Raw genomic sequence first — 24,655 nt, 5'->3', positions numbered from 1 at the left:
ACTATACGGGAAGAAAGGTGCCGGCAGGCGGATGAGGGGCAGCGCAACCCTCAAAGACGGTCGCTTATCGCGTAAAACTCTGTGCGTTGCCGGCGTCGACGTTGATGATGTTGCCGGTCGATTTGGCCGACATATCGGAGGCGAAGAAATAGATCGCCTCGGCGATGTCTTCGGGGAACACCGACCGCTTCAGCATCGAACGCGAGCGGTAGTGCTCCTCGAGATCGTCGGTCGACATCTTGTAGGCGGCGGCGCGCTGTTCCTTCCATTCGCCGGTCCAGATCTTCGAGCCGCGCAGCACAGCGTCGGGGTTGACGACATTGACCCTGATCTGCGCTTCCGCGCCTTCCAGCGCCAGGCAGCGTGCCAGATGGATTTCGGCGGCCTTGGCAGTGCAATAGGCGGCGGCGTTTGGCGATGCGGCAAGCCCATTCTTGGAGGCGACGAAGACGACGTTGCCGCCGATCTTCTGCGCCCGAAACAGCCGGAACGCCTCCCGCGAAACCAGGAAATAGCCGGTCGACAGGATGTCCATGTTCTTGTTCCACAGCGTCAGCGTGGTGTCCTCGATCGGCGCCGAGGAGGCCAGGCCGGCATTGGAGACCAGAATATCGATGCCGCCGAATTCGACCGCCGTTTCGGCAAAGCCGGAGATCACCTGATCCTCGGACGTGACGTTGATGACTACGGGCCGCACGAAATCCTTGCCATAGGCCTTGGCAAGCTCGTCATTGGCGCTGGCAAGGGCTGCTTCGTCGATATCGGCCAGCACGACGCACGCGCCCTCGCGCAGCAGCCGGTTGGCGGTGGCCCGGCCGATACCGCCGGCGCCGCCGGTGACCAGCGCAATCTGGCCGGCAAGAGCCTTTGGTTTCGGCAGGCGCTGCAGCTTTGCCTCTTCGAGCAGCCAGTATTCGATGTCGAAGGCTTCCTGGTCGGGCAGGCCGACATAGGTCGAGACCGTCGAGGCACCGCGCATGACGTTGATGGCGTTGACGTAGAATTCGCCCGATATGCGCGCCGTCGCCTTGTCGCCGGCGAAGGTGAACATGCCAACGCCGGGCATCAGATAGACGACGGCGTTCGGATCGCGCACCGGTGGCGAATCCGCGTGCTTGCAGCGGTCATAATAGGCCTGATAGCCGACGCGATACTCCGCCACATCATCGGCAAGACGGGCAATGACGGCATCGACGTCGGGATTTTGGGGGTCGAACTCGATGACCAGCGGCCGGATCTTGGTGCGCAGGAAGTGGTCCGGGCAGGACGTGCCGAGTGCCGCCAGCGGCCGCAAATCCCTGGAATTGACGAATTCGAGCACGGCAGGGGAATCGTCGAAATGGCCGAGCTTGTGGCTGTTCTCCGAGATCAGGCCACGGATCCTCGGCATCAGTTTTGCGGCCACGGTGCGACGCGCAGGCGCATCGAGGGATTTGACGACTTCGCCGCCGAAAATCGGCTTGCCCTGGCTCTTGCGCTCGAACCAGTCGATCGCCTGGTTGATCACCGAGATCGTCGTCTCGTAGCATTCCTTCGGCGTGTCGCCCCAGCTGAACAGGCCATGACTGGCCAGTACGACACCCTTGGCTTCGGGGTTTTCGCGGCAGAATTTCTCCAGCCACAGGCCGAGCTCGAAGCCCGGCCGTTTCCATGGCAGCCAGCCGATCGTGTCGCCGAAGATCTCCTTGGTCAGCGCCTGCGAATCCTTGGCGGCGGCAATGGCGATGATGGCATCGGGATGCATATGGTCGACATAAGGCTTCGGCACGAAGGCATGCAGCGGCGTGTCGATGGAAGCCGCGCGCGGGTTGAGGTTGAAGGTGCAATGGGGCAGATAGCCGACCATCTCGTCTTCATGTTCGAGGCCGCGATAGAGACCTTTCAGCGCGCGCAATTTGTCCATGTAGAGCGTGGCGAAGCCGTCGAGCTTGATCGAGGCGCTGTCGCCGCCCGAGCCCTTGACCCACAGCACTTCCACGCTCTCGCCGGTGAGCGGATCGTTTTGCCAAATCTTGGAGGAGGTGTTGCCGCCGCCATAATTGGTGACGCGCTTGTCGGAGCCAAGAACATTCGAGCGATAGACCAGACGTTCGGGCTCGCTCATTGCTTGCGCTTTTGCGTCATTCCAAAGATTGGCGAGGCGCGTGCCGGAGCGCTTGTCGAGCATAGGTATCCTCCCTTTGGGACACGCAAACGGCGCGGGTCCCTTTTGTACGAATTTCTACGCAAGCGGCGGCCTTGTCAATCACAAACGATCAATATCAGTCATATTGCATTGCACAATGAAATTATCTGATCGGAAATGATTGACACTGCGCGCTTTGGGTGACTAGATGCTCCGGCAGGGAGGAACCATGCACGAGAAAGAGCGCCACAGGATCATTCTGTCCGCCGTCCAGGAAAAGCCTGTGGTGACGGTGCAGGAGATGGTCGACCTGACGGAGTCGTCGGAGGCGACGATCCGGCGCGACATCGCGGCATTGCATGTGCAAAAACGGCTGCGCCGGGTGCGCGGCGGCGCCGAGGCGCTTTCGCCGCCGCAGTTCATCGGCCTAGCCGGCCGGCCCTTTTCCGTCAACGAGACCATCAACGCTTCGCAGAAGCGGGCAATCGCGCGGGAAGCCGTGGATCTGTGCAAGGACGGCGAGCCGATCATCATCAATGGCGGCACCACCACCTTCCAGATGGTGCATTTCCTGACCGGCCGCCGCATGCCGATCTTCACCAATTCCTTCCCGATCGCGGAGCACTTGCTCAGGCACTCCAAGAACACGGTGATGCTGTCGGGCGGCACCATCTACCGCGAGCAGAACATCATCCTGTCGCCGTTCGACAATGACGTGACGCGCAATTTCTACGCGCGCCGCATGTTCATGGGCGCGCAAGGGCTGGGGCCGCTCGGCCTTATGGAAGGCGACCCGCTGCTGATCCAGGCCGAGCAGAAACTGATCGACCAGGCGGACGAATTGGTGGTGCTGGTCGATTCCTCGAAGTTCCGCAAACGCTCGAGCCTGATCCTGTGCGGCCTGTCGCGCATCGCCACGGTGATCACCGACGACGCCATCGAGGATCGCGAAGCCAAGATGCTGGAGACCGCCGGCGTGACGCTGATCATCGCCCGCACAACGGCAACCAACAAGGAAGAATCTTCGCTGCAGGCCTGAGAACCACTCACGCCCGCAGCGGCGATGGAATGCAACGCTCAAGGGAGGATATTCGATGAGCTTTCTGAAGAAATTGATGGTTACGGCGGCGTTCTCCGCCGCCCTGTTCGTGAATGCCGCCTACGCCGAAAACGTCAAGATCGCGCTGGTGGTGAAGTCGCTCGGCAACGGCTTCTTCGACGCCGCCAACAAGGGCGCCGAAGAGGCGGCCAAGGAGCTCGGCGATGTCGACATCATCTACACCGGCCCGACCAAGGCGACCGCCGAAGCGCAGATCGAAGTGGTCAATTCGCTGATCGCCCAGAAGGTCAATGCCATCGCCATTTCGGCGAACGACGCCGACGCGCTGGTGCCAGTGCTGAAGAAGGCGATGCAGCGCGGCATTACCGTCATCTCGTGGGATTCAGGCGTCGCGCCGGAAGGACGCCAGCTTCACCTCAACCCCTCCGATACCAACCTGATCGGTGAGACCATCATCAAGCTGGCCGCCGACTACCTGCCGGAAGGCGGCGATGTCGCCATCCTGTCGGCTTCTTCGACCGCGACCAACCAGAATGCCTGGATCGACGCGGCCAAGAAGGTGCTGCCGGAGAAGTTCCCCAAGATCAAGCTCGTCGCCACCGTCTATGGCGACGACGACTCGGCCAAGAGCACGGACGAAGCCAAGGGCCTGCTGAAGTCCTATCCGAATCTCAAGGCGATCATCGCACCGACCACGGTCGGCGTCGTTGCCGCCGCGCAGGTGGTGACCGACGAGGGCCTGATCGGCAAGGTCAACGTCACCGGCCTGGCGCTGCCGTCGGAGTTCAAAAAGTTCATCGACAATGGCGCCAGCCAGGCGGTTGCGCTGTGGAACCCGATCGATCTCGGCTACTCCGCCGTCTACCTCGCCCACGACCTGGCGGTGAAGAAGGAAGAGGCCAAGCCCGGTGCTACGCTGTCGATCGGCCGCGTCGGCAAGGTCACGCTCGACGACACCAACTCGGCTGCGATGGCTCCGCCCTTCCAGTTCGACAAGTCGAACATCGAAAAGTTCTCCAAGATCTATTGATCCTGGGACCTTCGAAACGGTGCGGCGGGGCTCAGGTTCCGCCGCGCTTTCAAACGAACCTTGCTACAGGGCTTGATACGATTATGGACACGACAGCCCAGCACGAAGTGGCACATGAAGCGCCTTTGTCATCCGGACCGCGCCTGACGCTGTCCGGCATCTCGAAAAGCTTTCCCGGCGTGCGGGCGCTGCACAATGTCGGCCTGTCGCTCTATCCCGGCCAGGTAACCGCGCTGATCGGCGAAAACGGTGCCGGCAAGTCGACGCTGGTCAAGATCATGACCGGCATCTACCAGCCGGATGCTGGCACGATCAGCATCGACGGCCAGCCGGTCACACTGCCCAGCGCCCACTCAGCGTTCGGGCACGGCATCACCGCCATCCACCAGGAAACCGTGCTGTTCGACGACCTGACGGTGGCCGAAAACATCTTCCTCGGCCATGCGCCGCGCACGCGTTTCAAAACCATCGACTGGCGCACCATGCGCAAGAATGCCCGCGAGGTGCTCGACACGATGGGCGCCGGCCATATCGACGCCGACGCCAGGCTGAAGGATCTCGGCATTGCCAACAAGCACCTGGTTGCGGTTGCCCGCGCCATGTCCATCGACGCGCGGATCGTCATCATGGACGAGCCGACGGCAGCGCTTTCGATGAAGGAGATCGAAGAGCTTTTCCTGCTGATCGAATTCCTCAAGAGCGACGGCAAGGCGATCCTGTTCATCAGCCACAAATTCGATGAGATCTACCGCATCGCCGACCGCTATACCGTGTTCCGCGACGGCGAGATGGTCGGCGAAGGCCTGATCAAGGACGCCGGCCAGAGCCAGATCGTGCGCATGATGGTCGGCCGCTCGGTCGATCACATCTTTCCGCAGCGCAAGGCCGAGATCGGCGCGCCGGTGCTGGCCGTCTCCGGCCTGTCGCACCCGACCGAGTTCGACGACATAGGCTTCGAGCTGCACAGGGGCGAAATCCTCGGCTTCTACGGCCTTGTCGGCGCCGGGCGCAGCGAGGTGATGCAGGCGATATCAGGCATCACCCGCACCAGCGGCGGCACGATCACGCTGGAGGGTAAGGCAATCGCGCCGAAATCGGCGGCGGATTCGATCTACGCCGGCATCGTCTATGTGCCGGAGGAGCGCGGCAAGCAAGGCGTGGTGATCGGCCTGCCGATCTTCCAGAATGTCTCGCTGCCCTCGCTCAAACGGACATCCAAATCCGGCATATTGCGGCTGGCCGAAGAGTTCGCGCTGGCTCGCTCCTATACCGAGCGGCTCGATCTGCGCGCCTCCTCGCTCAGCCAGGACGTCGGCACGCTGTCGGGCGGCAACCAGCAGAAGATCGTCATCGCCAAATGGCTGGCGACCGCGCCCAAGGTGATCATCCTGGACGAGCCGACCAAGGGCATCGACATCGGCTCGAAGGCGGCCGTGCACGGCTTCATGGCCGAGCTCGTCGCGCAAGGCCTGTCGGTGATCATGGTGTCGTCCGAATTGCCGGAAATCCTCGGCATGTCGGACCGCGTCGTGGTTATGCGCGAGGGCCGCATTGCCGCGGTCTACGACAATAAAGGGCTCGACGCCGAAACCTTGGTCCGGACGGCAGCGGGGATCGCGGCATGAAGGCTCTTCTCAAATACCGCGAGGTCTGGCTGCTGGCGGCAATCGTCGTGCTGATCGGGCTGATCTCCACGCGGTTTCCAGGTTTTTCCGATCCGGCCAACCTGCGCCAGGTGTTCAACGACACGTCGATCCTGATGATCCTGGCGCTCGGCCAGATGGTCGTCATCCTGACCCGCTCGATCGACCTGTCGATGGCTTCAAATCTCTGCTTCACCGGCATGGTGGTGGCAATGCTGAACGCCGCGCATCCGGCGATCCCGATCCCGCTGCTGATCGTCATCGCACTTCTGGTCGGCCTGGTGCTCGGCGCCATCAACGGCCTGCTGGTATGGCGGCTGAACATTCCCTCGATCGTGGTAACGCTCGGCACCCTCACCATCTACCGCGGTGCCACGTTCGTCATTTCAGGCGGCGCCTGGGTCAACGCCGACCAGATGAGCGCTGATTTCATCGGGTTGCAGCGCGCGGCTTTCCTCGGCATTCCGGTACTGTCGTGGATCGCCCTGCTGGTTATTGCGCTGTTCTTCCTCGTGATGACGCGCACCGCGCTCGGCCGCTCGATCTATGCCATCGGCGTCAACCCGACCGCATCGGTCTATGCCGGCATCGATGTCGGCCGGACGAAATTCACCGTCTTCTGCATTTCGGGGATGATCGGCGGCCTCTGCGGCTATCTGTGGATCTCGCGCTACGTCATCGCCTCGGTCGAGGTCGCCAACGGCTATGAGCTCAATATCATCGCTGCCTGCGTCATCGGCGGCATCTCGATCGCCGGCGGCATCGGCTCGGTCGGCGGCGCGGTGCTCGGCGCGCTGTTCCTCGGCATCATCTCCAACGCGCTGCCGGTCATCAATATCTCGCCCTTCTGGCAGATGGCGATTTCAGGCAGCGCCATCATCCTGGCCGTGGTGCTCAACGCGCGCGGCGAACGCCGGCAAGGCCGCATCATCCTCAAGAAGGCGGAAGCGGCATGACCGACACCCCTGCCCCACGCCATATTCCCGACCGGCTCGACAAGCCGCTGACGTCGGCGATCTTCTCATGGGAGGCGCTGCTGGTCGTCGTGGCGGTTGCCATCTTTGCCGTCAACAGCTTTGCCTCGCCCTATTTCCTCGACGCGTGGTCTCTGTCGGACCTGACCTTCAACTTCACGGAAAAGGCGCTGATCGCGCTGGCCATGGCGCTGCTGATCATCTCCGGCGAAATCGACCTGTCGGTGGCCGCCATCATCGCGCTGGCGTCAACAATGATGGGCATGGCGGTGCAGGCCGGCGCCGGCATGCCTGAACTGGTGGCAATCGGCCTCGTCGTCGGGCTCGGCTGCGGCGCCTTCAACGGACTGCTCGTCACCAGGCTCGGCTTGCCGTCGATCGTCGTCACCATCGGCACGATGAGCCTGTTTCGCGGCATTGCCTTCATCATCCTGGGCGACCAGGCCTACAAGGGCTATCCCGCGAGCTTCGCCTTCTTCGGCCAGGGCTATGTCTGGTGGGTGGTGTCGTTCGAACTGACGCTTTTCCTGGTCGCGGCAGTCGTCTACTGGTTCCTTCTGCACCGGACGAGCTTCGGCCGCCGGGTCTTTGCCATCGGCAACAACCCGGTCGCGGCGCAGTTTTCCGGCGTACGCGTCGGCCGTATCAAATTCATCCTGTTTTGCCTGACCGGCCTGATGGCGGGCATCGCCTCGGTGCTGATAACATCGCGGCTCGGCTCGACCCGGCCGTCCATCGCACAGGGCTACGAGCTGGAAGTCATCACCATGGTGGTGCTCGGCGGCGTCAGCATCCTGGGCGGCGCCGGCAGCATTCTGGGTGTGGTGCTGGCCGCCTTCATCATGGGACTGGTGACCTTCGGCCTCGGCCTGCTCAACGTGCCGGGGATCGTTATGTCGATCTTCATCGGCCTGCTGCTGATCATCGTTATCGCGCTGCCGATCCTGTGGCGGCGAGTGCGGCGGGAGCGCTTTGCCTGATGCCGGAGAAATACGCGTTCAAGATGAAGCTCAATCCGGGCATGAAGGCCGAATACAAGAGGCGCCACGACGACATCTGGCCGTCGCTGGTCGCGCTGCTCAAACAGGCCGGTATCTCCGATTACTCGATCCATCTCGACGAAGAGACCAACACCTTGTTCGGCGTGCTGTGGCGCCGTGACGACCACGGCATGGACGAATTGCCGAAGCATCCGGTGATGCAGCGTTGGTGGGCCGAGATGGCGGACATCATGGAGACCAAGCCGAACAACGAGCCGGTGGCGGTGCCGCTGGAAACAATGTTCCATATGGAATGACCCGCCACGTCGCCGTCATCGATATCGGCAAGACCAACGCCAAGGTGGCGCTGGTCGATCTTGCCGCAGCAAGCGAAGTCGCGCTGCGCAGGATGGTGAACGAGCCGGTTCGGCAAGGCCCGTACCCGCACCATGACGTCGAGCGGTTATGGGCGTTTATCCTTGGCAGCCTGGCCGAGATCGATCGCGAGCAGCGCATCGATGCGATATCGATCACCACCCATGGCGCTACGGGCGTGCTGGTCGACGCATCAGGCGAACTGGCGCTGCCGGTGCTCGACTACGAATTCGACGGGCCGGATGCCCTTGCCGGGGACTATGACACGATCCGTCCGGCGTTCTCCGAGACCGGCACGCCGCACCTGCCGGCCGGCCTCAATCTCGGCGCGCAGCTGTTCTGGCAGCAGAAGCGCTTTCCGGCGGATTTCGCCAGAACCGCAGCGATCCTGATGTATCCGCAATACTGGGCCTTGCGCCTGACCGGCATCGCCGCCAGCGAGGTGACTTCGCTCGGCTGCCACACCGATCTGTGGAACCCGTGGAAAGCGGATTTTTCGTCGCTGGTCGACCGGCTGGAATGGCGCCGGCTAATGGCGCCGGTGCGGCCGGCCAAGGACCGCCTGGGCCCGATCCTGCCCGCTCTCGCGCGGCAAACCGGCCTCGACCCGCAAACGCCGGTGTTTTGCGGCCTGCACGATTCCAACGCCTCGCTGATGCCGCATCTCCTGTCCGACAAGCCGCCTTTCTCCGTGGTCTCGACCGGCACCTGGGTGGTGTCGATGGCGGTTGGCGGCAACAAGATCGCGCTCGACCCGGCACGCGACACGCTGGTCAATGTCAACGCGCTCGGCGATCCCGTGCCCTCGGCGCGCTTCATGGGTGGCCGCGAGTTTTCCGTGCTGACCGAGGGCCAATCGGAGAACTGGACGGAAGACGATGTTGCCACGGTGCTGGCGCGCAAGACGTCCCTATTGCCCTCGACCCAACAGGGTTCGGGGCCGTTTCCGTATTATACCGCATCATGGCTTAACGCGGACGGTATGAGCGTCGGCCATCGCTTTGTCGCCATCTCGTTCTACCTGGCGCTGATGACCGCGACCTGCCTCGACCTGATCGGCGCGGACGGTCCCACCATCGTCGAAGGACCCTTCGCCCGCAACCGGCTGTTCACCCGCATGCTGGCTGCGGCGGCGGCGCGCGCCGTCATTGCCTCCGAGGCTGCGACAGGCACCAGCATCGGCGCCGCCTTGCTGGCGTCGGACCAGGGGACACCGCAAGGCAGAGGCGAAAGGACCGAACCGTCGGCCGATCCACTCTGGACAAGTTACGTGCGCTCCTGGCGTTCGGCGGTCGACGAACGAGCCTGACCGCCGAGCTCATGGCGCCCTGATGTCTGGAGATGCCTAGTTCCTGTAGAGCAATCCTTGCGGATCGATCTCCGGCTTGCGGCCGGCGACCACGTCAGCAAGGAATTTTCCCGAACCGCAGGCCATGGTCCAGCCGAGATGGCCGTGGCCGGTGTCGAGATAGAGATTGTCGTACCGCGCCCGTCCGATGACCGGCACGGAGTTCGGCATCATCGGGCGAAGTCCAGCCCAGAGCTCAGCCTTGCTCTCGTCGAAAGCGCCGGGGAACAGGTCCTTGCCGGTGTTCAGGATCGAGTTGAAATCGCGTGGCTTGAACGTGCGGTCGAAACCGGTGAACTCCGCCGTCGAGGACATCCGCAGCCGATTTCCCAGCCTGGAATAGCCGATCAGCCGGTCCTCGTCGGCGCCGCCCATGATCGGCCCCTTGCTTTCATCTTCCAGCGGAACAGTCACGGTATAGCCCTTCACGGGATAGACGGGCAGGTCGATGCCGTAGCGGCGGCCGAGCAGACCGCTCTCCGGCCCCATCGAGATAACCACAGCGTCGCCGATTATCGGGCCGGCCGAGGTCATCACCGCGCGCACCCGGTCGCCGTCGATGTCAAGGCCTTCAACCGTGGTGCCGTAGAGGAATTGGACGCCGAGTTTCTCGGCGGCATAGGCAGCGAGGCGCTGCGTGAATTGGCTGGAGTCGCCGGTCTGGTCGATCGGCGAATAGACGCCGCCGGCTATCTTGTCCTTGGCGCCGGCAAGGCCGGGCTCGAGCTCGACCAGCCGGTCGCGGCCGACGATCTCGATCGGCAGGCCGTGTTCGCCGAGATAGCGATAATTGTCGGTGCCGGTATCGAAGCTCTGCTGCGAGCGGAAGAAATAGAGAATGCCTTTCTTGCGCTCGTCATAGTGGATGCCGGTTTCGGCCGAGACGGCGTTGATGCAGTCGCGCGAATAGAGCGCCAGACGCAGCTTGACGTCGGTGTTGGCGCGCATGCGCTTATGCGTGCACTGGCGCAGGAAGCGCAGGCTCCAGGCGAAAAAATACGGATCGAAGCGCAGCCGCACCTTGATGCCGAGATCGTGGTTGTAGAGGCCGCGCAGGAACGTCTTCAGCGCGGCTGGCGAGGCCCAGGCGGTGGCGTCTCCGGGCGACACCAGGCCGGCATTCGACCGGCTGGTGCCGCGTGCCGCCGCCGGATGGCGCTCGATCACCGTCACCTCATGGCCGTCGCTGGCCAGATAATAGGCCGCCGCCGTACCGACGACGCCCGCCCCAAGCACCAGGATTTTCATTCCGCCCCCAGCGCGCTGAACCAACCTTTGCGGAGAGCCCACTTCACCCCAGAGCCGAATTCTTGCTGGTCAGGATGCGCTCCCAGGCAAGCGCATCGGCAACGATCCGGTCGAGGTTGTCGCGCTGCGGGGTCCAGCCGAGCTCGCCGCGCGCCAGCTCCGAATTGGCGACGACCGCGGCGGCGTCGCCGGCGCGGCGATCGCCCATCCGTACCTCGAAATCATGGCCGAAGACGCGGCGGACGCTGTCGATGACCTCGAGCACCGAATAGCCGTGGCTGTAACCACAATTGGCGACCAGGCTCGATCCGCCGGCACGCAGCCGCTGAAGCGCCAGCCGATGCGCCGCCGCCAGGTCGCTGACGTGGATATAGTCGCGCATGCAGGTACCGTCCGGCGTCGGATAGTCGGTGCCGAACACCTGCATGAAGGGGCGCTTGCCGAGCGCCGTCTCGCAAGCGACCTTGATCAGATGCGTGGCACCGGGCGTCGACTGGCCGGTGCGGCCCTTCGGATCGGCGCCGGCGACGTTGAAATAGCGCAGCGCCGTATAGCGCAACCCATGGGCAATTGCCGCGTCGCGCAGCATCCATTCGCTCATCAGCTTGGACAGGCCATAGGGCGATTCCGGCGCAGGCCGGGCATCCTCGCGCACCGGCTCCAGGCCGGCGCCGCCATAGACGGCGGCGGTCGAGGAAAAGATAAAATTGGGCACGCCTTCGCGCACCGCAGTCTCGATCAAGGTGCGCGTCTTGCAGGTATTGTTCTCGTAATAGGCAAGCGGGTCGGCGACCGATTCGGGGACCACGATCGAGCCGGCGAAATGGATGATCGCGTCGACCTTATTGTCGCGAATGATCGAGGCGACCAGTTCCCTGTCGGCGCCGGCGCCGACGACGAGCTTTGCTTCCGGGGCCACCGCCCATTCAAAGCCGGTAGAAAGCCGGTCGAGGACGACGACGTTGTCGCCCGTGTCCAGCAATTCCCAGACCATATGGCTACCGATATAGCCGGCACCGCCTGTCACCAAAACCGTCATCCGCATCCTCGCTATTCATGATTTATCGGAACTGTCTCAATCGTCGCCGTACTGGAAAACTCGCCGCCAGGCCATTAAAACCTGCGGTAACCAGTCTCATCGGCGCGTGGCATTGTCGTGAAACAAGATTGATCCACATCAAGGGAATAGGCCACGTTCCGTGGTCGTTAGGAACAGGCTCGGGGCGTGGCATTTTGACCAAAAAGGCCAGGTGGACGACGAATGGGCCAATGACTATGATCCCGCACAAAACTGGGAAGGCGACATGAACTATCAGCGGTTTTTCGAGGAAGCGATCGACCAGCTCCATGCGGAGCGTCGCTACCGCGTCTTCGCCGACCTTGAGCGTATTGTCGGGAAATTCCCGCGCGCCATCTGGCGCGCCAATGGCCGCGCCGAGGAAATCACCGTCTGGTGCTCCAACGACTATCTCGGCATGGGCCAGCATCCCGACGTCATTGCCGCGTTCCAGAAGGCGGCAGGCAAGATGGGGTCGGGGGCCGGCGGCACCCGCAACATCTCCGGCACCAGCAACCCGCTGGTCGAGCTCGAACTGGAGCTGGCCGACCTGCACGACAAGGAAGCCGCACTGGTTTTCACCTCCGGCTTCGTTTCCAACGAGGCGTCGATCTCGACCATTGCAAAGCTGCTTCCCAATTGCCTGATCATCTCGGACGAGCTCAACCACGCTTCGATGATCGAGGGCGTGCGGCGCTCAGGCGCCGAGAAGAAGATCTTCCGTCATAACGACGTCGCGCATCTCGAAAGCCTGCTGCAGACGGCCGGCCGCGAGCGCGCCAAGCTGATTGTCTTCGAGAGCGTCTATTCGATGGACGGCGACATCGCGCCGATCAAGCAGATCGTCGATCTCGCCGAGCGTTACAACGCCATGACCTACATCGACGAGGTCCACGCCGTCGGCATGTACGGGCCGCGCGGCGGCGGCATCACCGAGCGCGAAGGGCTGGCCGACCGCATCGACATCATCGAGGGCACACTGGCCAAGGCGTTCGGCACGCTTGGCGGCTACATCGCCGGCAACACTGCGGTGATCGACGCGGTGCGCTCCTATGCGCCGGGCTTCATCTTCACCACGGCGTTGCCGCCGGCGATCGCTGCCGCGGCAACCACCTCGATCCGCCATCTCAAGCGCTCGCAGGCCGAGCGCGATGCGCAGCTGCGTCAGGCGACACGGACCAAGCAAGTGCTGGCCGCGGCCGGCCTGCCGGTGATGGAGTCGCCTACCCACATCGTGCCGCTTCTGGTCGGCGATCCCGAGCTCTGCAAGATGGCCACCGACCGCCTGCTCGGTGTGCACGGCATCTACATCCAGCCGATCAACTACCCGACAGTGCCGCGCGGCACCGAGCGGCTGCGCATCACGCCGACACCGTTCCATTCGGACGCGCTGATCGCGTCGCTGCAGGACGCACTGGTCGAGACATGGGACGCGTTGGGGATTCCGTACGGGTCCGCCGGCCGACCGTCGGTCGCCAAAAGCGATCGCGTCATTCCGCTGCTGGTGCCGAAGTCGGGCGGCTGAAGGTCGTTTAAAACTCTACGCCGAGAACCATTTGGTCGTCAGAGCGAAGTCGCTCAGACAGTCTTCATCCATTTCGCCAGCCTATTTGCCGCTTCCTCGAGCTGGTCGAGGCGGCGGTGGAAGCACAGCCTGAGGAAGGCTTCGCCGCCGGGGCCGAAGGCGGTGCCGGGCGCCAGGCCGACATTGGCGCGGTCGACCATGTCGAAGGCGGCAGCGCGGGAATCGGTGATGCCGTCGACCGCAAAGAACAAATAGAATGCGCCCTGCGGCACTGTGAACCGCGCCCTGCCGGTGGTAGCGAGAATGCCGCAGACCAGGTCGCGCGCCGCCCTCGCCCGCTCCACCTGCTCGACGATGAAGGCGTCGCCTTCGTCGAGGGCGACGACGGCGCCGCGCTGCATGAACTGCGCAACGCCGGAAGTCGAATACTGGACCAGGTTCTCGAACACCTGCTGCAAGGCGGGATGGATCTTGATCCAGCCGATGCGCCAGCCGGTCATCGCCCAGTTCTTGGAAAAGGAATTGACGAACAGGATGCGATCCTCATCGGCCATGATGTCGATGAAGGACGGCGCGCGGCCATGGCCGTAATGAAACAGCGAGTAGATCTCGTCGGCGATGATCCACAGGCCCCTTTCGCGGGCGAGATCGAGGATCGCCTGCAGCGTCTCCTTGTCGGCGGTCCAGCCGGTCGGGTTGGACGGCGTGTTGACGAACAGCGCCTTGGTCCGTGGCGTGATCGCCGCTGCGATCTTGTCGACATCGCAAGACCAGCCATTGCCCGACTGATCGAGCGTGACCGCGACTGGAACGGCGCCCGCGATGCCGGCGGCGGCGGCGAAGTTCGGCCATGCCGGCGACAGGTAGACGAGTTCGTCGCCCTTGCCGGCCACCGCATCGATGGCCATCTGGATGGCATGCATGCCGGAGCCGGTGACGATGAATTCCTCGTTGGCGAAAGTCTTGCCGAAATGCCTGGTGTAGTAGCGGGCGAGCGCCTGCCTGAGTTCAGGAATGCCCCTCTGCCAGGTGTAGAAGGTTTCGCCGCCAGCCATCGCCTTGGCGGCGGCATCGGTGATGAAGGCAGGCGTCGGCAGGTCGCCCTCGCCGGCCCAGAGCGGGATCATGCCGTCGCGGCCGCGGCCGCGATTCATGACGGCGACAATGCCGCTTTCAGGCGCCGCCCGCGCTTCGGCGCGCAGAGTATCGATCAGGGTCATGGATGGGTCCGTTTTCGTTTGCTCGACTGCTAGCGTGTTTCAGGGCGGACGAAAACAGAAAACCCCGGCCGCAAGCGACCGGGGTTTTGGTCCAGAAAGTTACCGCAGGCGCTACTTTCTGGCGAGGAGATCGCGAATTTCGGTGAGCAGCGCGACATCGGCCGGCGGCGGGGCAACCGGGGCGGCCGGTTTCTCGCGCTCCAGCCGCTGGCGCAGATTGTTCACCGCTTTGACCATCAGGAAGATGATGAAGGCGAGGATAAGGAAGTTCAGCGCCACGGTGATGAAGCTGCCATAGGCGAAGACCGCGCCCTGTTTCTTTGCCTCAGCCAGCGATGTGGCGTTAACGGCCGAGGACAAGGGCAGAAAGTAGTTGTTGAAGTCCAATCCGCCCAAAATCGCCCCGATGACCGGCATGATGATGTCGTCGACCAGCGAGGTGACGATCTTGCCGAAGGCAGCGCCAATGATGACGGCGACGGCCAGGTCCATCACATTGCCCCTGGAAATGAATTCCTGAAACTCTTTCAGCATTCGACGCCTCCTTGTCTTGACCGGCCGTTCTGCCGCTCCTCCGGCATCGACCGGCAGGCAGAATAGCAAAAACCTGCGGTTGCAACAGGAGCAAAAGCTGGTTTCAGCCGGTCACGATTGCCCGACGCAGCCGATATAATACGCCGAAAGCCGCGATGGACTCGGTCGCCAAGCTGTGATTGCGTCTGGAAGGCCGGATGAAAAAGCCGGCGCAGGGAGGAAGTTCGAGCCGTGCAAGGCTGGTTCATCGTCATCATCGCGATCGCCTATGTGACGTTGCTGTTCGTCATCGCCAGCCTGGGCGACCGCCGCTCGACTTCAACCGGGCCCGGCCGCGCCCGGCCGTTCATCTATGCGCTCAGCCTCGCGATCTACTGCACCTCCTGGACTTTCTTCGGCTCGGTCGGCCTGTCCTCCGAGCGCGGCCTGGAGTTCCTCGGCATCTATATCGGACCGGTCCTGGTGTTCGTGTTCGGCTTTCCGCTGCTGCAGCGCATCGTCAGGCTGGCCAAGACCGAGAAGATCACCTCGATCGCCGACTTTCTCGGTGCCCGCTACGGCAAGAGCTTCGCTGTCGCGGCGATCGCCACGCTGATCGCGACCATCGGCGCCGTGCCGTATATCGCGCTGCAATTGAAGGCAATCTCCGGCTCGGTCAGCCTGATGGTCGAGCACTATACCGGCTCGCCGCCGTCGTTCGATCCGTTCGTCAGTGACATCTCGCTGGTCGTGGCCATGCTGCTGGCGCTGTTTGCGGTGCTGTTCGGCACGCGCCATGCCGATGCCACCGAGCACCAGGACGGGCTGGTGCTGGCTGTGGCGGTCGAGACCGTGGTCAAGCTCGCCGCCTTCCTGGCGATCGGCCTGATGGTCACGTTCCTGATCTTCGGCGGGCCAGGCGATATGTTCGACCAGCTCGCCGAAAACACGCAGGTGCGCAAGGCGATGGGCTACAACACCTCGCTCGCTACCTGGCTGGTGCTGACATGCCTGAGCGGCTTTGCCATCCTCATGCTGCCGCGCCAGTTCTACGTCACCATCGTCGAAAACCGCAGCGAGGCCGAGCTGCGCACCGCGACATGGGTGTTTCCGCTCTATCTGGTGGCAATCAACCTGTTCGTGCTGCCGATCGCATTGGCCGGCCTGGAACTGGTCGGCCCCAGGACCAGCAGCGACCTTTACGTGCTGTCGCTGCCGCTGTTCAGCGGCCACGACGTGCTGGCCATGGCCGCCTTCATCGGCGGGCTGTCGGCGGCGACCGCAATGGTGATCGTCGAAAGCGTCGCGCTGTCGATCATGATCTCCAACGACCTGGTCATTCCGCTGTTCGTGCGCCGGCTTCTGCGGACCACGACATCCGAGAACGAGGACTGGTCGACGCTCATCCTCAATGTACGGCGGGCGGCGATCTTCATCATGCTGTTCATCGCCTTTCTCTACTACCGCGAGAGCACCAACAGCGCGCGGCTGTCCTCGATCGGCCTGATGTCGTTCGCCGCGATCGCACAGTTCGCGCCGGCAATGATCGGCGGCCTGGTCTGGCGCGGCGCCAACGGCCGGGGTGCGGCGCTTGGCATGGTCGCCGGCATCGTCGTCTGGAGCTATACGCTGCTGCTTCCCTCGCTCGTCGCGCCCGATACCGGCATCCTCGTCCACGGCCTGTTCGGCTTCGATGCATTGCGGCCGCAGGCTCTTTTCGGCACCGTCGCCGAGCCGCTGAACCATGGCGTGCTGTGGAGCCTATCGATCAACACGCTCTTTTTTGTGTTCGGCTCGCTGTCGCGCGCCTCTGTGCCGCTGGAACGCATCCAGGCGTCGATCTTCGTGCCGCGCGAAGCGGGTCCGCTGCCCAGCCTGCGCCGCTTCCGCACCACCATTACCGTCAACGACCTCAAGGACACGATCGCGCGCTATCTCGGTGTCGAACGGACCGAGCGGTCCTTTCAGTCGTTCGAAAAGAGCAGCGGCACTTCACTGCTCGGCAACGAACAGGCCAGCATGGATGTCATCCGCTTCTCCGAGCAGCTTCTGGCCAGTGCCGTCGGCTCATCCTCGGCGCGGCTGATCCTGTCGCTGCTGCTGCGCCGCAACGACCGCGAATCCAAGGACGCCTTCCGCCTGCTCGACGATGCCACCGAGGCGCTGCAGCACAATCGCGATCTGCTGCAGATCGCACTCGACCAGATGGAACAGGGCATCACTGTCTTCGACCGCGATTTCCGGTTGATTTGCTGGAACCGCCAGTACCGGGCGCTGTTCGACCTGCCCGACGAGATGGGCCAGGTCGGCGTCTCACTCGATCGTATCCTGCGCCACCTTGCCGAGCGCGGTGACATACCGGCAGACCAGCGCGTCACCATGCTCAACCGCCTGACCAGCTTCGTCAGTCCATGGCAGATGGAGCTGAAGACAAGCGGGCGCATCCTGGAATTGCGCTCCAATCCGATGCCGGACGGCGGCATCGTCGCCACCTACGCCGACATTTCCGGACGTGTCGAGCAGGATCTGGCGCTGAAGCGCGCCAACGAATCCCTGGAACAGCGAGTGAAGAGCCGCACCGCCGAGCTCACCCGCGTCAATGAGGAGCTGGCTCAGGCGCAGATGCTGGCCGAGGAGGCCAATCTCGGCAAGACCCGCTTCCTCGCTGCCGCCGGCCACGACATCCTGCAGCCGCTGAACGCCGCCCGCCTCTATTGCTCGTCGCTGATCGAGAAGACCGGCAAGGGACCTGCCGGCAAGGCGGCGATGAACATCGAATCGTCGCTGGAATCGGTCGAGACCATCCTCGGCGCGGTGCTCGACATTTCGCGCCTCGATGCCGGCGCGATGAAGCCGGACGATACGAGCTTCGGCCTCGACGGGCTGCTGCGCCAGATCGGCAACGACTTCCGGCCGCTTGCCGCCGAAAAGAAGCTCGAACTCTCGATCATGCCGTCGTCGCTCAGCGTCATGACGGACCGCAATCTGCTGCGCCGGCTGATCCAGAACCTGGTTTCCAACGCCATCAAGTATACGCGCCGTGGCCGCATCCTGGTCGGCGCGCGGCGGCGCGGCGAACTGGCAGAGATCCAGGTTATCGACACCGGCATCGGCATTGCCGGCGACCAGCTGAACACCGTGTTTCGCGAATTCACCCGGCTGGACGAGGGCGCACGCGAGGCGGAAGGCCTCGGCCTTGGGCTCTCCATTGTCGACCGCATCGCCCGCGTCCTGCGCCTCGAAATCCGGATCTTCTCCAACCCAGGCAAGGGCACACGCTTTTCCGTGTTGCTGCCGGTGGTGGCCGTGCAGGCACCGCGGCGCGAGGCCGAGGCGAAGCCGCCTGCCCGTGCCGCGGCCTCGCTTGCCGGGCTCCATGTGCTCTGCATCGACAACGACGCCCGCATCCTCGACGGCATGCGGCTGCTGCTCGAGGGCTGGGGCTGCAGCGTCGACACGCTTTCCGGCGCGGAGGATCTCGAGAGATCCGGCATGCATCGGCCGGACATCGTGCTTGCCGACTATCATCTCGACGACAAGACCGGCCTCGAATTGATCGCCCAGTTGCGTGCGATCCATGGCGAGGACCTGCCGGCCGTGCTGGTCACCGCCGACCGCTCCAGCGAGGTTCGCGCCGCTGCCGGCAGGCTCGACGTGCCGGTGATCAGCAAACCACTGAAACCGGCGATGCTGCGCTCGATGATGGCCAGGGTCAGGCCGCTGGCGCCGGCGGCCGAATAGGAATCAGCCGGCCGCCTCCAGCGGGTCGCTGCCGATTTTGGACAAAAGGATCACCGCCTGCGTGCGGCTGTCGACGCCGAGCTTCTGCAGGATGGCCGAGACATGCGCTTTGATCGTCGCTTCGGAGACCCCGAGCTCATAGGCGATCTGCTTGTTGAGCAGTCCCTCAGCCAGCATGCCGAGCACGCGCGTCTGCTGCGGAGTCAGCGCTTGCAGGCGCTTGATCAGGTCGGAAATCTCGGGATCGCGCTCGACACCGAGATCGACCCCGGCGGGTGCCGCGATATCACCTGCGAGCACCGACTGCACCGCATTGCGGATCTCCTCCATGCTGGCCGATTTGGAGATGAAGCCGGAGGCGCCGAGATCGAGCGAGCGCCGGATCGTCACCGGATCGTCATGCGCCGAGACCACCATCATCGGCACCGCCGGATGGATGCCGCGCAACGAAATCAGGCCGGAAAGACCGCTTGCCCCCGGCATCGAGAGATCGAGCAGCACCAGATCGACATCCTCATTGGCCAGGACCAGCGCCTTGGCGCTTTCGAAATCGCCAGCCTCGTGAATGGCGGCAACATCTCCGATGCCCGCGAGTGCCTCCCTCAATGCACCGCGAAAAAGCGGGTGATCGTCGGCAATGACGAATGTATAGCCCAACAGTGGTATTCCTCCCCGAATCCCATAGGCGATTTCCGCCTTACGGGACCTGAACTTATGCGGCGGCGCCAGCTGTTTCGAGCGGCATGCCGTAGGCGATTCCAGGTCCTCAGGTCTTTTGCGAATTGAGCTTGGCGCCGTCTTCGTCCTTGTCCATGTCCTTGACAATATCCATGAAGCTGCGCAGGAAGCGCTCCATGTAGCCCATCGTCTTGTTGAAATCCTCCTCGCTGGGCAAAGTCGATTCGAAACGCGCGGCAAGCGAATTTTCGAGCTTGGCGACGCGTTCGTCGAGCGCCTTCACCGAATTTTGCAGCCGGTCGACCTCATCCTGGAGGGCGGCACGTTCGTCGGCCGCCGTCTTGCAGACGAGCTGGCCGGAGCGTTCCTCGCAGAGCGACATGGCGCCGGTTTGTGTATCCATGCGGACATAGCCATTGGCCGATTTCTCCAACCGGTAGCGATCGGCTTCCTCGGAAAAGGCCGACGCCGCGACAAGCGACACCAGTGCTGCGGGGATCAAGACGTGTTTCAGACGCATGTTTTCCTCCATGAGCCAGTCAGCGCAATCTATCACAGTTTGCGCCTGAAATGGGGACGAACCTGAAATGGGGAAGAACACGGGCCTGCCCTTCCCCGCGTGGTCGGTTCGGACTATAGCGCAACGATGTCCGAGATCATCTACAAGATAGTTCCCGAGGTGTTGTGGCGCGAGGCTGAAAGAGAAGGCGGCTTCACCGGCGCGCCGATCGACGTCGCCGACGGCTTCATCCATTTTTCCACCGCCGGGCAGGTTCGGGAAACGGCGGCCAAACATTTCGCCGGCCAAAGCCGGTTGCTGCTGGTCGCCGTCGATAGCGCGCGCCTCGGCGATGCGCTGAAATATGAGGTCTCGCGCGGCGGCGCCCTGTTCCCGCATCTCTATGGCGGGCTCGGCCTCGATGCGGTCGTTTCGGTGCAGGCATTGCCGCTCGGCGCTGACGGCCGGCATGAATTCCCGGCGCTGGAGGCCGAATGAGCGCGTTCGACCGGATCGGCCAGAAACTGCTGTTCACGCTCGATCCGGAAACCGCGCATGGGCTGTCGATTGCCGCGCTGAGATGCGGGCTGCCGGTCGCCCGTCGTCCGCCGCAGGACAACAGGCTAAAGGTCAGCCTTTGCGGACTCGATTTCCCGAACCCGCTCGGCATGGCCGCGGGTTACGACAAGAATGCCGAAGTGCCGGACGCGCTGCTCGGCCTCGGCTTCGGCTTCGCCGAGGTCGGCACGATCACACCGCTGCCGCAGACCGGCAATCCGAAGCCGCGCATTTTCCGGCTGCCTTCGGACGGGGCGGTGATCAACCGGCTGGGCTTCAACAATGAGGGCCACGACGCCGCGGAAAAGCGCCTTGCCGCCCGCATGGGCCGTGCCGGCATCGTCGGCGTCAACATCGGCGCCAACAAGGACAGCACCGACCGCGTCAGTGACTATGAACGCGGCGTGGTCCGGTTCGCGCGATATGCCAGTTATCTGGCAATCAACATCTCCTCGCCGAACACGCCGGGCCTGCGCAACATGCAGGCACGCGAACAGCTTGGCGACCTCCTGTCGCGGGTCATGGCCGCGCGTGCGGCGGCACCGGCAAAACCGCCCGTGTTCCTCAAGATCGCGCCGGATCTGGTCGAGGCCGAGCTTGAGGACATCGCCGCCGAGATCAGCGATAAGCAAATGGACGGCGTCATCGTCTCCAACACAACGATCGCGCGAGCCGGCCTGAGCAGCGCCGGCTTTGCCGGCGAGACCGGCGGGCTTTCGGGGAAACCCTTGTTCGAACGCTCGACGATCATGCTGGCTAAGATGCGAAAACTGCTTGGCCCGGATCCCACCATCATCGGCGTCGGCGGCGTCGATTCCACCGAGACGGCGCTGGAAAAGATCCGTGCCGGCGCCGACCTCGTGCAGCTCTACACCGGCATGATCTATGCCGGGCCTGCGCTGCCGGGGCGTATTCTTTCCGGCATGGTCCGTTTCATGGACAGTCAACGGCTGAAGTCGCTGCGCGAGCTTCGCGACAGCCGCCTCGATCAATGGGCGGCGAAACCGTTTTAGCGATCAGCCAAAGACCGCGCGCACCCGCAGCCGCAATATGGCGAGCAGGCTGAAGCCGCGTACAAGCAGGAAGACATGCAACGCCGCCCACAAGCCGTGATTGCCGAAGGCCGGCGCCAGGATCAGCAGCGCGGCACTGAACGCCAGGAACGACAACAGCATCATGTTGCGCATGTCGCGCGACCACGTCGCGCCGATGAAAACCCCGTCCATCTGGAAAGCCAGCGCGCCGCTGAGCGCGGTGAACGCCGCCCAGGGCAAGTAGATGTCGGCAATGGCGCGGACGTCCGTCGCGGTCGTGATCAGGGCGACGAGATCGGTGCCCTCCAGCAGGAAGAAGAGCGTCGCCGCGCCCGCCAGCCCGAGCCCCCAAAGCAGCGTCAGCCGCACCGCCTGGTCAAACGCCGTGGCGGCACGGGCGCCTATGGCGCGCCCGGCGAGCTGCTCGGCGGCGGTGGCGAAACCATCGAGGAAATAGCCGGCAACCAGGAAGAGGTTCATCAGCACGGCGTTGGCGGCCAGCGTCAGAGTGCCGAATTGCGCGCCTTGGCGCGTGAACAGCGCGAAGGCGGCGAGCAGCGAAAAGGAGCGGATCATGATATCGCGATTGAGCGACATCATGCGCAGGAATGCCGGCAGATCGAGGACGCGGCGGCGCGGCAGCTTGGGCGCCGCCCAAAAGCGCCGGCCGACAATGGCGAGACCAAGCAGCATGGCGACGAATTCGCCGGTGACCGTTGCCCAGGCAACGCCGGCAACGCCCCAGCCGAGCTCCAGGCCAAGCAGGAAGCAGAGGGCGATGTTGATGCCGTTCAGTATCAACTGCAGCATCAGCCCGAGCCCGCCCTCGCCGCGCCCAAGCACGTAACCGAGGATGGCGTAATTGATCAGCGAGAACGGTGCTGCGAGCATCCTGATGCGGATATAGACGTCCATCGCCGCGCTGACGCGTGGTTCGGCGCCTATGAACCATTGCCCGGCGGTGGAGACCAGCGGCGCAAGCGCGGCAAGCACGACGCCGGCGACGACCGCGATCAGCACGGCGCGCCAGAACACCGCCTGCTCCTCCAGCGCATCGCCGCGCCCGAAGGCCTGGGCGACGAGGCCGGTGGTGCCGGAGCGCAGGAAGTTGAAGGTCGTGAAAACGACGTCGAAGATCAGGGCGCCGGCCGCCAGGCCGCCGAGAAGGGCGGCGTCGCCGAACTGCCCAACCACCGCCGTGTCGACAATTCCGAGCAACGGCGTCGTCAGATAGGCAAGCGTCATCGGCACGGCGATGGCGAGCACCAAGCGGTTGGTGACGACGAAGGCCCTGGCTTCGGTGGCGTGGACTTCGGTGGGTAAAGCCTGCTCCAAACGCGTGTTGCTTCCTGTTGCGGCTTGATCGGCTAGCCGATGTGCCCCAGTTTGCGGACCTCGCGCAACCATCCACCCCGCTATGGTCAACCGAAACCCGCCTCTGGCGCACCGCCCGTCCCATGCCCTTGCAGATCGTTCATCATCCCGACTACGACGCCGGCTTCGCCGTCAACCACCGCTTCCCGATGAGCAAATATCCGCTGCTGATGGATGCCTTGCGGGCACGCGGCCTGGCGCAGCCCGAAGCGCTCAACATGCCGGAGGCGGCGCGGCCATCATGGCTGAAGCTTGCCCACGCGGTCGACTATGTCGACCAGGTGCTTGACTGCGAAGTGCCGGTGGCGATCGAGCGCGAGATCGGCTTTCCCGTGGGACCGCGGGTTTCGCTGAGGGCGCAGCTCGCAACGGCCGGCACGGTGCTGGCAGCGCGGCTGGCGTTGCTGAACGGCATCGCCTGCAACACCGCCGGCGGCAGCCATCATGCACGGCGCGCGCAAGGCGCCGGCTTCTGCACCTTCAACGACGTAGCCGTTGCCGCGCTGGTGCTGCTCGCCGAAGCTGCTGTCCAAAACATCCTGGTCGTCGACCTCGACGTGCATCAGGGCGACGGCACGGCGGATATCCTGAACGACGAGCCGCGCGTGTTTACCTTCTCCATGCATGGCGACCGCAACTACCCCGCGCGCAAGATCGCCTCCGATCTCGATGTCGCCCTGCCCGACGGCGCCGGCGATGCAGCCTATCTGGAGCTGCTGGACGCCATCCTGCCGGAGCTGTCGGCGCGAAGGCGCTGGGACCTCGTCTTCTACAATGCCGGCGTCGATGTCCATGTCGAGGACCGGCTCGGCAGGTTGTCGCTCACGGATGACGGGCTGCGCGCCCGCGACGATATGGTGATCCGCCATTTCCGCACGCTTGGCATACCGGTATGCGGCGTTATCGGCGGAGGCTATTCGACGGATGTCGCAGCACTTGCTGCACGGCACGCCATCCTGTTCGAGGTGGCGGCGGGCTACGCCTGAAAATTCACTTCCGGTAGTTAGCGATCCTGAGCAGGATGAAGGCCGGCACGACGATCGCGGCACCGAGCAGGATGTAGCCGAGAAAGCGGTCGATGGCGTGGAAGCCCAAATTCCACAGGTCGATGAAGAATTTGCGAATGCCATAAAGCACATCCATCGGCGACCAGCCGAAGGCATTCATGACCAGCCCGACGAGGAACGACACCACAAGCAGCTTCAGGATCACCCGGAGCGGCGTATCGCCGAGAAAGCGGTTCAGTGCGGACAAGCCTGTCTCCACAGTCGGGTGCCGCGATTCGGGCACATGCCTAGAAATACGCAGTTGATAGCCCTGCATCAAGCCGAGCCCTCAAACCGGATTGCGCATCGGCGCCGGGCCATGATATCGGAGGAACCAGCGCGGGTATGATGTAATGGTAGCTTGTCAGCTTCCCAAGCTGAACGCGCGGGTTCGATTCCCGCTACCCGCTCCAGCTTTTGCCCCCGGTGCATTGCACTTGTTCTGGCCAAGCTGAAAACCAGCGGATTTATAGGCAGTTTTACAGCCCGGCTGGCCGTCTTTCATCTGTTTGGCCGATGTGCCAGTTTGTGGAATATCTCACATTGAGGGTCGGCGGGGCCTCGAATGACCCCAACCGGAAAGTCTACCCTTTGCCCGCTGGCTTCTGCTGGCGGGCTTTTTTGAGC

The 24,655-nt window shown here is 63.6% G+C and carries 21 protein-coding genes and 1 tRNA gene; 13 read left to right on the top strand and 9 right to left on the bottom strand.

Annotation, left to right across the window (positions count from 1 at the left end):
* Window positions 1-64: 64 nt before the first annotated feature.
* Window positions 65-2,167 carry a bifunctional rhamnulose-1-phosphate aldolase/short-chain dehydrogenase gene (locus NKJ32_RS04925; RefSeq protein WP_352784755.1) on the bottom strand — a complete coding sequence of 701 codons (2,103 nt, stop codon included), beginning with the start codon at window positions 2,165-2,167 and terminating at the stop codon, window positions 65-67.
* Window positions 2,168-2,354: 187 nt separating this feature from the next.
* On the opposite strand from NKJ32_RS04925, the gene NKJ32_RS04920 reads away from it, so the two are divergent.
* The 7 genes from NKJ32_RS04920 to NKJ32_RS04890 all read left to right on the top strand — a co-directional run bounded on the left by NKJ32_RS04920 (window position 2,355) and on the right by NKJ32_RS04890 (window position 9,496).
* Entirely contained in the window at window positions 2,355-3,164 is an 810-nt protein-coding gene (locus NKJ32_RS04920; RefSeq protein ID WP_023677380.1) for a DeoR/GlpR family DNA-binding transcription regulator, read from the top strand.
* A 55-nt stretch (window positions 3,165-3,219) separates the two neighbouring features.
* Entirely contained in the window at window positions 3,220-4,215 is a 996-nt protein-coding gene (rhaS, locus tag NKJ32_RS04915; protein ID WP_352684493.1) for a rhamnose ABC transporter substrate-binding protein, read from the top strand.
* Between the two features lie 83 nt (window positions 4,216-4,298).
* Window positions 4,299-5,840, top strand: coding sequence for a sugar ABC transporter ATP-binding protein (locus tag NKJ32_RS04910; protein WP_352826925.1), 1,542 nt, complete (start codon window positions 4,299-4,301; stop codon window positions 5,838-5,840).
* Window positions 5,837-6,814, top strand: a complete 978-nt coding sequence (locus NKJ32_RS04905) for an ABC transporter permease (RefSeq protein ID WP_352784753.1) — start codon at window positions 5,837-5,839, stop codon at window positions 6,812-6,814. The genes NKJ32_RS04910 and NKJ32_RS04905 overlap by 4 nt, the downstream gene beginning before the upstream one ends.
* Window positions 6,811-7,812: an ABC transporter permease gene (locus NKJ32_RS04900; RefSeq protein WP_352589179.1), complete on the top strand. Its 1,002-nt coding sequence runs from the start codon at window positions 6,811-6,813 to the stop codon at window positions 7,810-7,812. The genes NKJ32_RS04905 and NKJ32_RS04900 overlap by 4 nt, the downstream gene beginning before the upstream one ends.
* Window positions 7,812-8,129 carry an L-rhamnose mutarotase gene (gene rhaM, locus NKJ32_RS04895; RefSeq protein WP_352448660.1) on the top strand — a complete coding sequence of 106 codons (318 nt, stop codon included), beginning with the start codon at window positions 7,812-7,814 and terminating at the stop codon, window positions 8,127-8,129. Before NKJ32_RS04900 ends, rhaM begins: the two co-directional genes overlap by 1 nt.
* On the top strand, window positions 8,126-9,496 hold the full coding sequence (locus tag NKJ32_RS04890) for an FGGY-family carbohydrate kinase (protein WP_352826923.1): 1,371 nt from the start codon (window positions 8,126-8,128) through the stop codon (window positions 9,494-9,496). Before rhaM ends, NKJ32_RS04890 begins: the two co-directional genes overlap by 4 nt.
* 36 nt (window positions 9,497-9,532) lie before the next feature.
* On the opposite strand, the gene NKJ32_RS04885 is transcribed toward NKJ32_RS04890, so the two are convergent.
* Together NKJ32_RS04885 and galE are read right to left on the bottom strand one after the other, a co-directional pair.
* Window positions 9,533-10,783, bottom strand: coding sequence for a D-amino acid dehydrogenase (locus NKJ32_RS04885; RefSeq protein WP_352784748.1), 1,251 nt, complete (start codon window positions 10,781-10,783; stop codon window positions 9,533-9,535).
* A gap of 43 nt (window positions 10,784-10,826) precedes the next feature.
* Window positions 10,827-11,822 (bottom strand): UDP-glucose 4-epimerase GalE, encoded by a 996-nt coding sequence (gene galE / locus NKJ32_RS04880; RefSeq protein WP_352826922.1) that lies wholly within the window; start codon window positions 11,820-11,822, stop codon window positions 10,827-10,829.
* A 265-nt stretch (window positions 11,823-12,087) separates the two neighbouring features.
* Here galE and hemA point away from each other — a divergent pair, with 265 nt between their 5' ends.
* Window positions 12,088-13,365 (top strand): 5-aminolevulinate synthase, encoded by a 1,278-nt coding sequence (gene hemA / locus NKJ32_RS04875; protein ID WP_023677371.1) that lies wholly within the window; start codon window positions 12,088-12,090, stop codon window positions 13,363-13,365.
* A gap of 53 nt (window positions 13,366-13,418) precedes the next feature.
* Here the strand turns inward: hemA and NKJ32_RS04870 are convergent, their stop codons facing one another.
* On the bottom strand, window positions 13,419-14,585 hold the full coding sequence (locus tag NKJ32_RS04870; RefSeq protein ID WP_023677370.1) for a pyridoxal phosphate-dependent aminotransferase: 1,167 nt from the start codon (window positions 14,583-14,585) through the stop codon (window positions 13,419-13,421).
* A gap of 111 nt (window positions 14,586-14,696) precedes the next feature.
* On the bottom strand, window positions 14,697-15,119 hold the full coding sequence (gene mscL / locus NKJ32_RS04865) for a large conductance mechanosensitive channel protein MscL (RefSeq protein WP_352488570.1): 423 nt from the start codon (window positions 15,117-15,119) through the stop codon (window positions 14,697-14,699).
* A gap of 231 nt (window positions 15,120-15,350) precedes the next feature.
* On the opposite strand from mscL, the gene NKJ32_RS04860 reads away from it, so the two are divergent.
* On the top strand, window positions 15,351-18,839 hold the full coding sequence (locus NKJ32_RS04860; RefSeq protein WP_352756044.1) for a PAS domain-containing hybrid sensor histidine kinase/response regulator: 3,489 nt from the start codon (window positions 15,351-15,353) through the stop codon (window positions 18,837-18,839).
* 3 nt (window positions 18,840-18,842) lie between these two features.
* On the opposite strand, the gene NKJ32_RS04855 is transcribed toward NKJ32_RS04860, so the two are convergent.
* Both NKJ32_RS04855 and NKJ32_RS04850 read right to left on the bottom strand, forming a co-directional pair.
* A complete protein-coding gene (locus tag NKJ32_RS04855) occupies window positions 18,843-19,496 on the bottom strand; it encodes a response regulator (protein ID WP_502897330.1) in 654 nt (217 codons plus the stop codon).
* Window positions 19,497-19,605: 109 nt separating this feature from the next.
* Window positions 19,606-20,037 (bottom strand): hypothetical protein, encoded by a 432-nt coding sequence (locus NKJ32_RS04850; RefSeq protein ID WP_352756043.1) that lies wholly within the window; start codon window positions 20,035-20,037, stop codon window positions 19,606-19,608.
* 126 nt (window positions 20,038-20,163) lie between these two features.
* Between NKJ32_RS04850 and NKJ32_RS04845 the strand changes: the two genes are divergently transcribed.
* Both NKJ32_RS04845 and NKJ32_RS04840 read left to right on the top strand, forming a co-directional pair.
* Window positions 20,164-20,514, top strand: a complete 351-nt coding sequence (locus NKJ32_RS04845) for a DUF952 domain-containing protein (protein WP_352576998.1) — start codon at window positions 20,164-20,166, stop codon at window positions 20,512-20,514.
* Window positions 20,511-21,587 (top strand): quinone-dependent dihydroorotate dehydrogenase, encoded by a 1,077-nt coding sequence (locus NKJ32_RS04840; protein ID WP_352756042.1) that lies wholly within the window; start codon window positions 20,511-20,513, stop codon window positions 21,585-21,587. The genes NKJ32_RS04845 and NKJ32_RS04840 overlap by 4 nt, the downstream gene beginning before the upstream one ends.
* Before the next feature lie 3 nt (window positions 21,588-21,590).
* Here NKJ32_RS04840 and NKJ32_RS04835 read toward each other — a convergent pair whose 3' ends face one another.
* Window positions 21,591-23,015, bottom strand: coding sequence for an MATE family efflux transporter (locus tag NKJ32_RS04835; RefSeq protein WP_352826948.1), 1,425 nt, complete (start codon window positions 23,013-23,015; stop codon window positions 21,591-21,593).
* Window positions 23,016-23,065: 50 nt separating this feature from the next.
* Between NKJ32_RS04835 and NKJ32_RS04830 the strand changes: the two genes are divergently transcribed.
* Window positions 23,066-23,968, top strand: coding sequence for a histone deacetylase family protein (locus tag NKJ32_RS04830; RefSeq protein WP_352826919.1), 903 nt, complete (start codon window positions 23,066-23,068; stop codon window positions 23,966-23,968).
* Window positions 23,969-23,972: 4 nt separating this feature from the next.
* Here NKJ32_RS04830 and NKJ32_RS04825 read toward each other — a convergent pair whose 3' ends face one another.
* A complete protein-coding gene (locus NKJ32_RS04825) occupies window positions 23,973-24,236 on the bottom strand; it encodes a DUF6460 domain-containing protein (RefSeq protein ID WP_023677362.1) in 264 nt (87 codons plus the stop codon).
* A 131-nt stretch (window positions 24,237-24,367) separates the two neighbouring features.
* On the opposite strand from NKJ32_RS04825, the gene NKJ32_RS04820 reads away from it, so the two are divergent.
* Window positions 24,368-24,441 (top strand) — tRNA-Gly (locus NKJ32_RS04820).
* Window positions 24,442-24,655: the final 214 nt, after the last annotated feature.

The organism is Mesorhizobium sp. M0159, assembly GCF_040322295.1.
In the GTDB taxonomy this organism is placed as follows: Bacteria; Pseudomonadota; Alphaproteobacteria; order Rhizobiales; family Rhizobiaceae; genus Mesorhizobium.
The sequence above is the reverse complement of the archived record's forward strand: the minus strand, read 5'-3'. Positions and strand labels throughout refer to the sequence as shown.

What these genes read in the sequence shown, in the direction of transcription:
- mscL (WP_352488570.1), bottom strand. Translation starts at nt 15,119, where the DNA reads ATGCTGAAAGAGTTTCAGGAATTCATTTCCAGGGGCAATGTGATGGAC.
- NKJ32_RS04885 (WP_352784748.1), bottom strand. Translation starts at nt 10,783, where the DNA reads ATGAAAATCCTGGTGCTTGGGGCGGGCGTCGTCGGTACGGCGGCGGCC.
- rhaS (WP_352684493.1), top strand. Translation starts at nt 3,220, where the DNA reads ATGAGCTTTCTGAAGAAATTGATGGTTACGGCGGCGTTCTCCGCCGCC.
- NKJ32_RS04870 (WP_023677370.1), bottom strand. Translation starts at nt 14,585, where the DNA reads ATGACCCTGATCGATACTCTGCGCGCCGAAGCGCGGGCGGCGCCTGAA.
- rhaM (WP_352448660.1), top strand. Translation starts at nt 7,812, where the DNA reads ATGCCGGAGAAATACGCGTTCAAGATGAAGCTCAATCCGGGCATGAAG.
- NKJ32_RS04890 (WP_352826923.1), top strand. Translation starts at nt 8,126, where the DNA reads ATGACCCGCCACGTCGCCGTCATCGATATCGGCAAGACCAACGCCAAG.
- NKJ32_RS04840 (WP_352756042.1), top strand. Translation starts at nt 20,511, where the DNA reads ATGAGCGCGTTCGACCGGATCGGCCAGAAACTGCTGTTCACGCTCGAT.
- NKJ32_RS04905 (WP_352784753.1), top strand. Translation starts at nt 5,837, where the DNA reads ATGAAGGCTCTTCTCAAATACCGCGAGGTCTGGCTGCTGGCGGCAATC.
- NKJ32_RS04900 (WP_352589179.1), top strand. Translation starts at nt 6,811, where the DNA reads ATGACCGACACCCCTGCCCCACGCCATATTCCCGACCGGCTCGACAAG.
- NKJ32_RS04845 (WP_352576998.1), top strand. Translation starts at nt 20,164, where the DNA reads ATGTCCGAGATCATCTACAAGATAGTTCCCGAGGTGTTGTGGCGCGAG.
- NKJ32_RS04925 (WP_352784755.1), bottom strand. Translation starts at nt 2,167, where the DNA reads ATGCTCGACAAGCGCTCCGGCACGCGCCTCGCCAATCTTTGGAATGAC.
- NKJ32_RS04910 (WP_352826925.1), top strand. Translation starts at nt 4,299, where the DNA reads ATGGACACGACAGCCCAGCACGAAGTGGCACATGAAGCGCCTTTGTCA.
- galE (WP_352826922.1), bottom strand. Translation starts at nt 11,822, where the DNA reads ATGACGGTTTTGGTGACAGGCGGTGCCGGCTATATCGGTAGCCATATG.
- NKJ32_RS04920 (WP_023677380.1), top strand. Translation starts at nt 2,355, where the DNA reads ATGCACGAGAAAGAGCGCCACAGGATCATTCTGTCCGCCGTCCAGGAA.
- NKJ32_RS04835 (WP_352826948.1), bottom strand. Translation starts at nt 23,015, where the DNA reads ATGGTTGCGCGAGGTCCGCAAACTGGGGCACATCGGCTAGCCGATCAA.
- NKJ32_RS04850 (WP_352756043.1), bottom strand. Translation starts at nt 20,037, where the DNA reads ATGCGTCTGAAACACGTCTTGATCCCCGCAGCACTGGTGTCGCTTGTC.
- NKJ32_RS04830 (WP_352826919.1), top strand. Translation starts at nt 23,066, where the DNA reads ATGCCCTTGCAGATCGTTCATCATCCCGACTACGACGCCGGCTTCGCC.
- hemA (WP_023677371.1), top strand. Translation starts at nt 12,088, where the DNA reads ATGAACTATCAGCGGTTTTTCGAGGAAGCGATCGACCAGCTCCATGCG.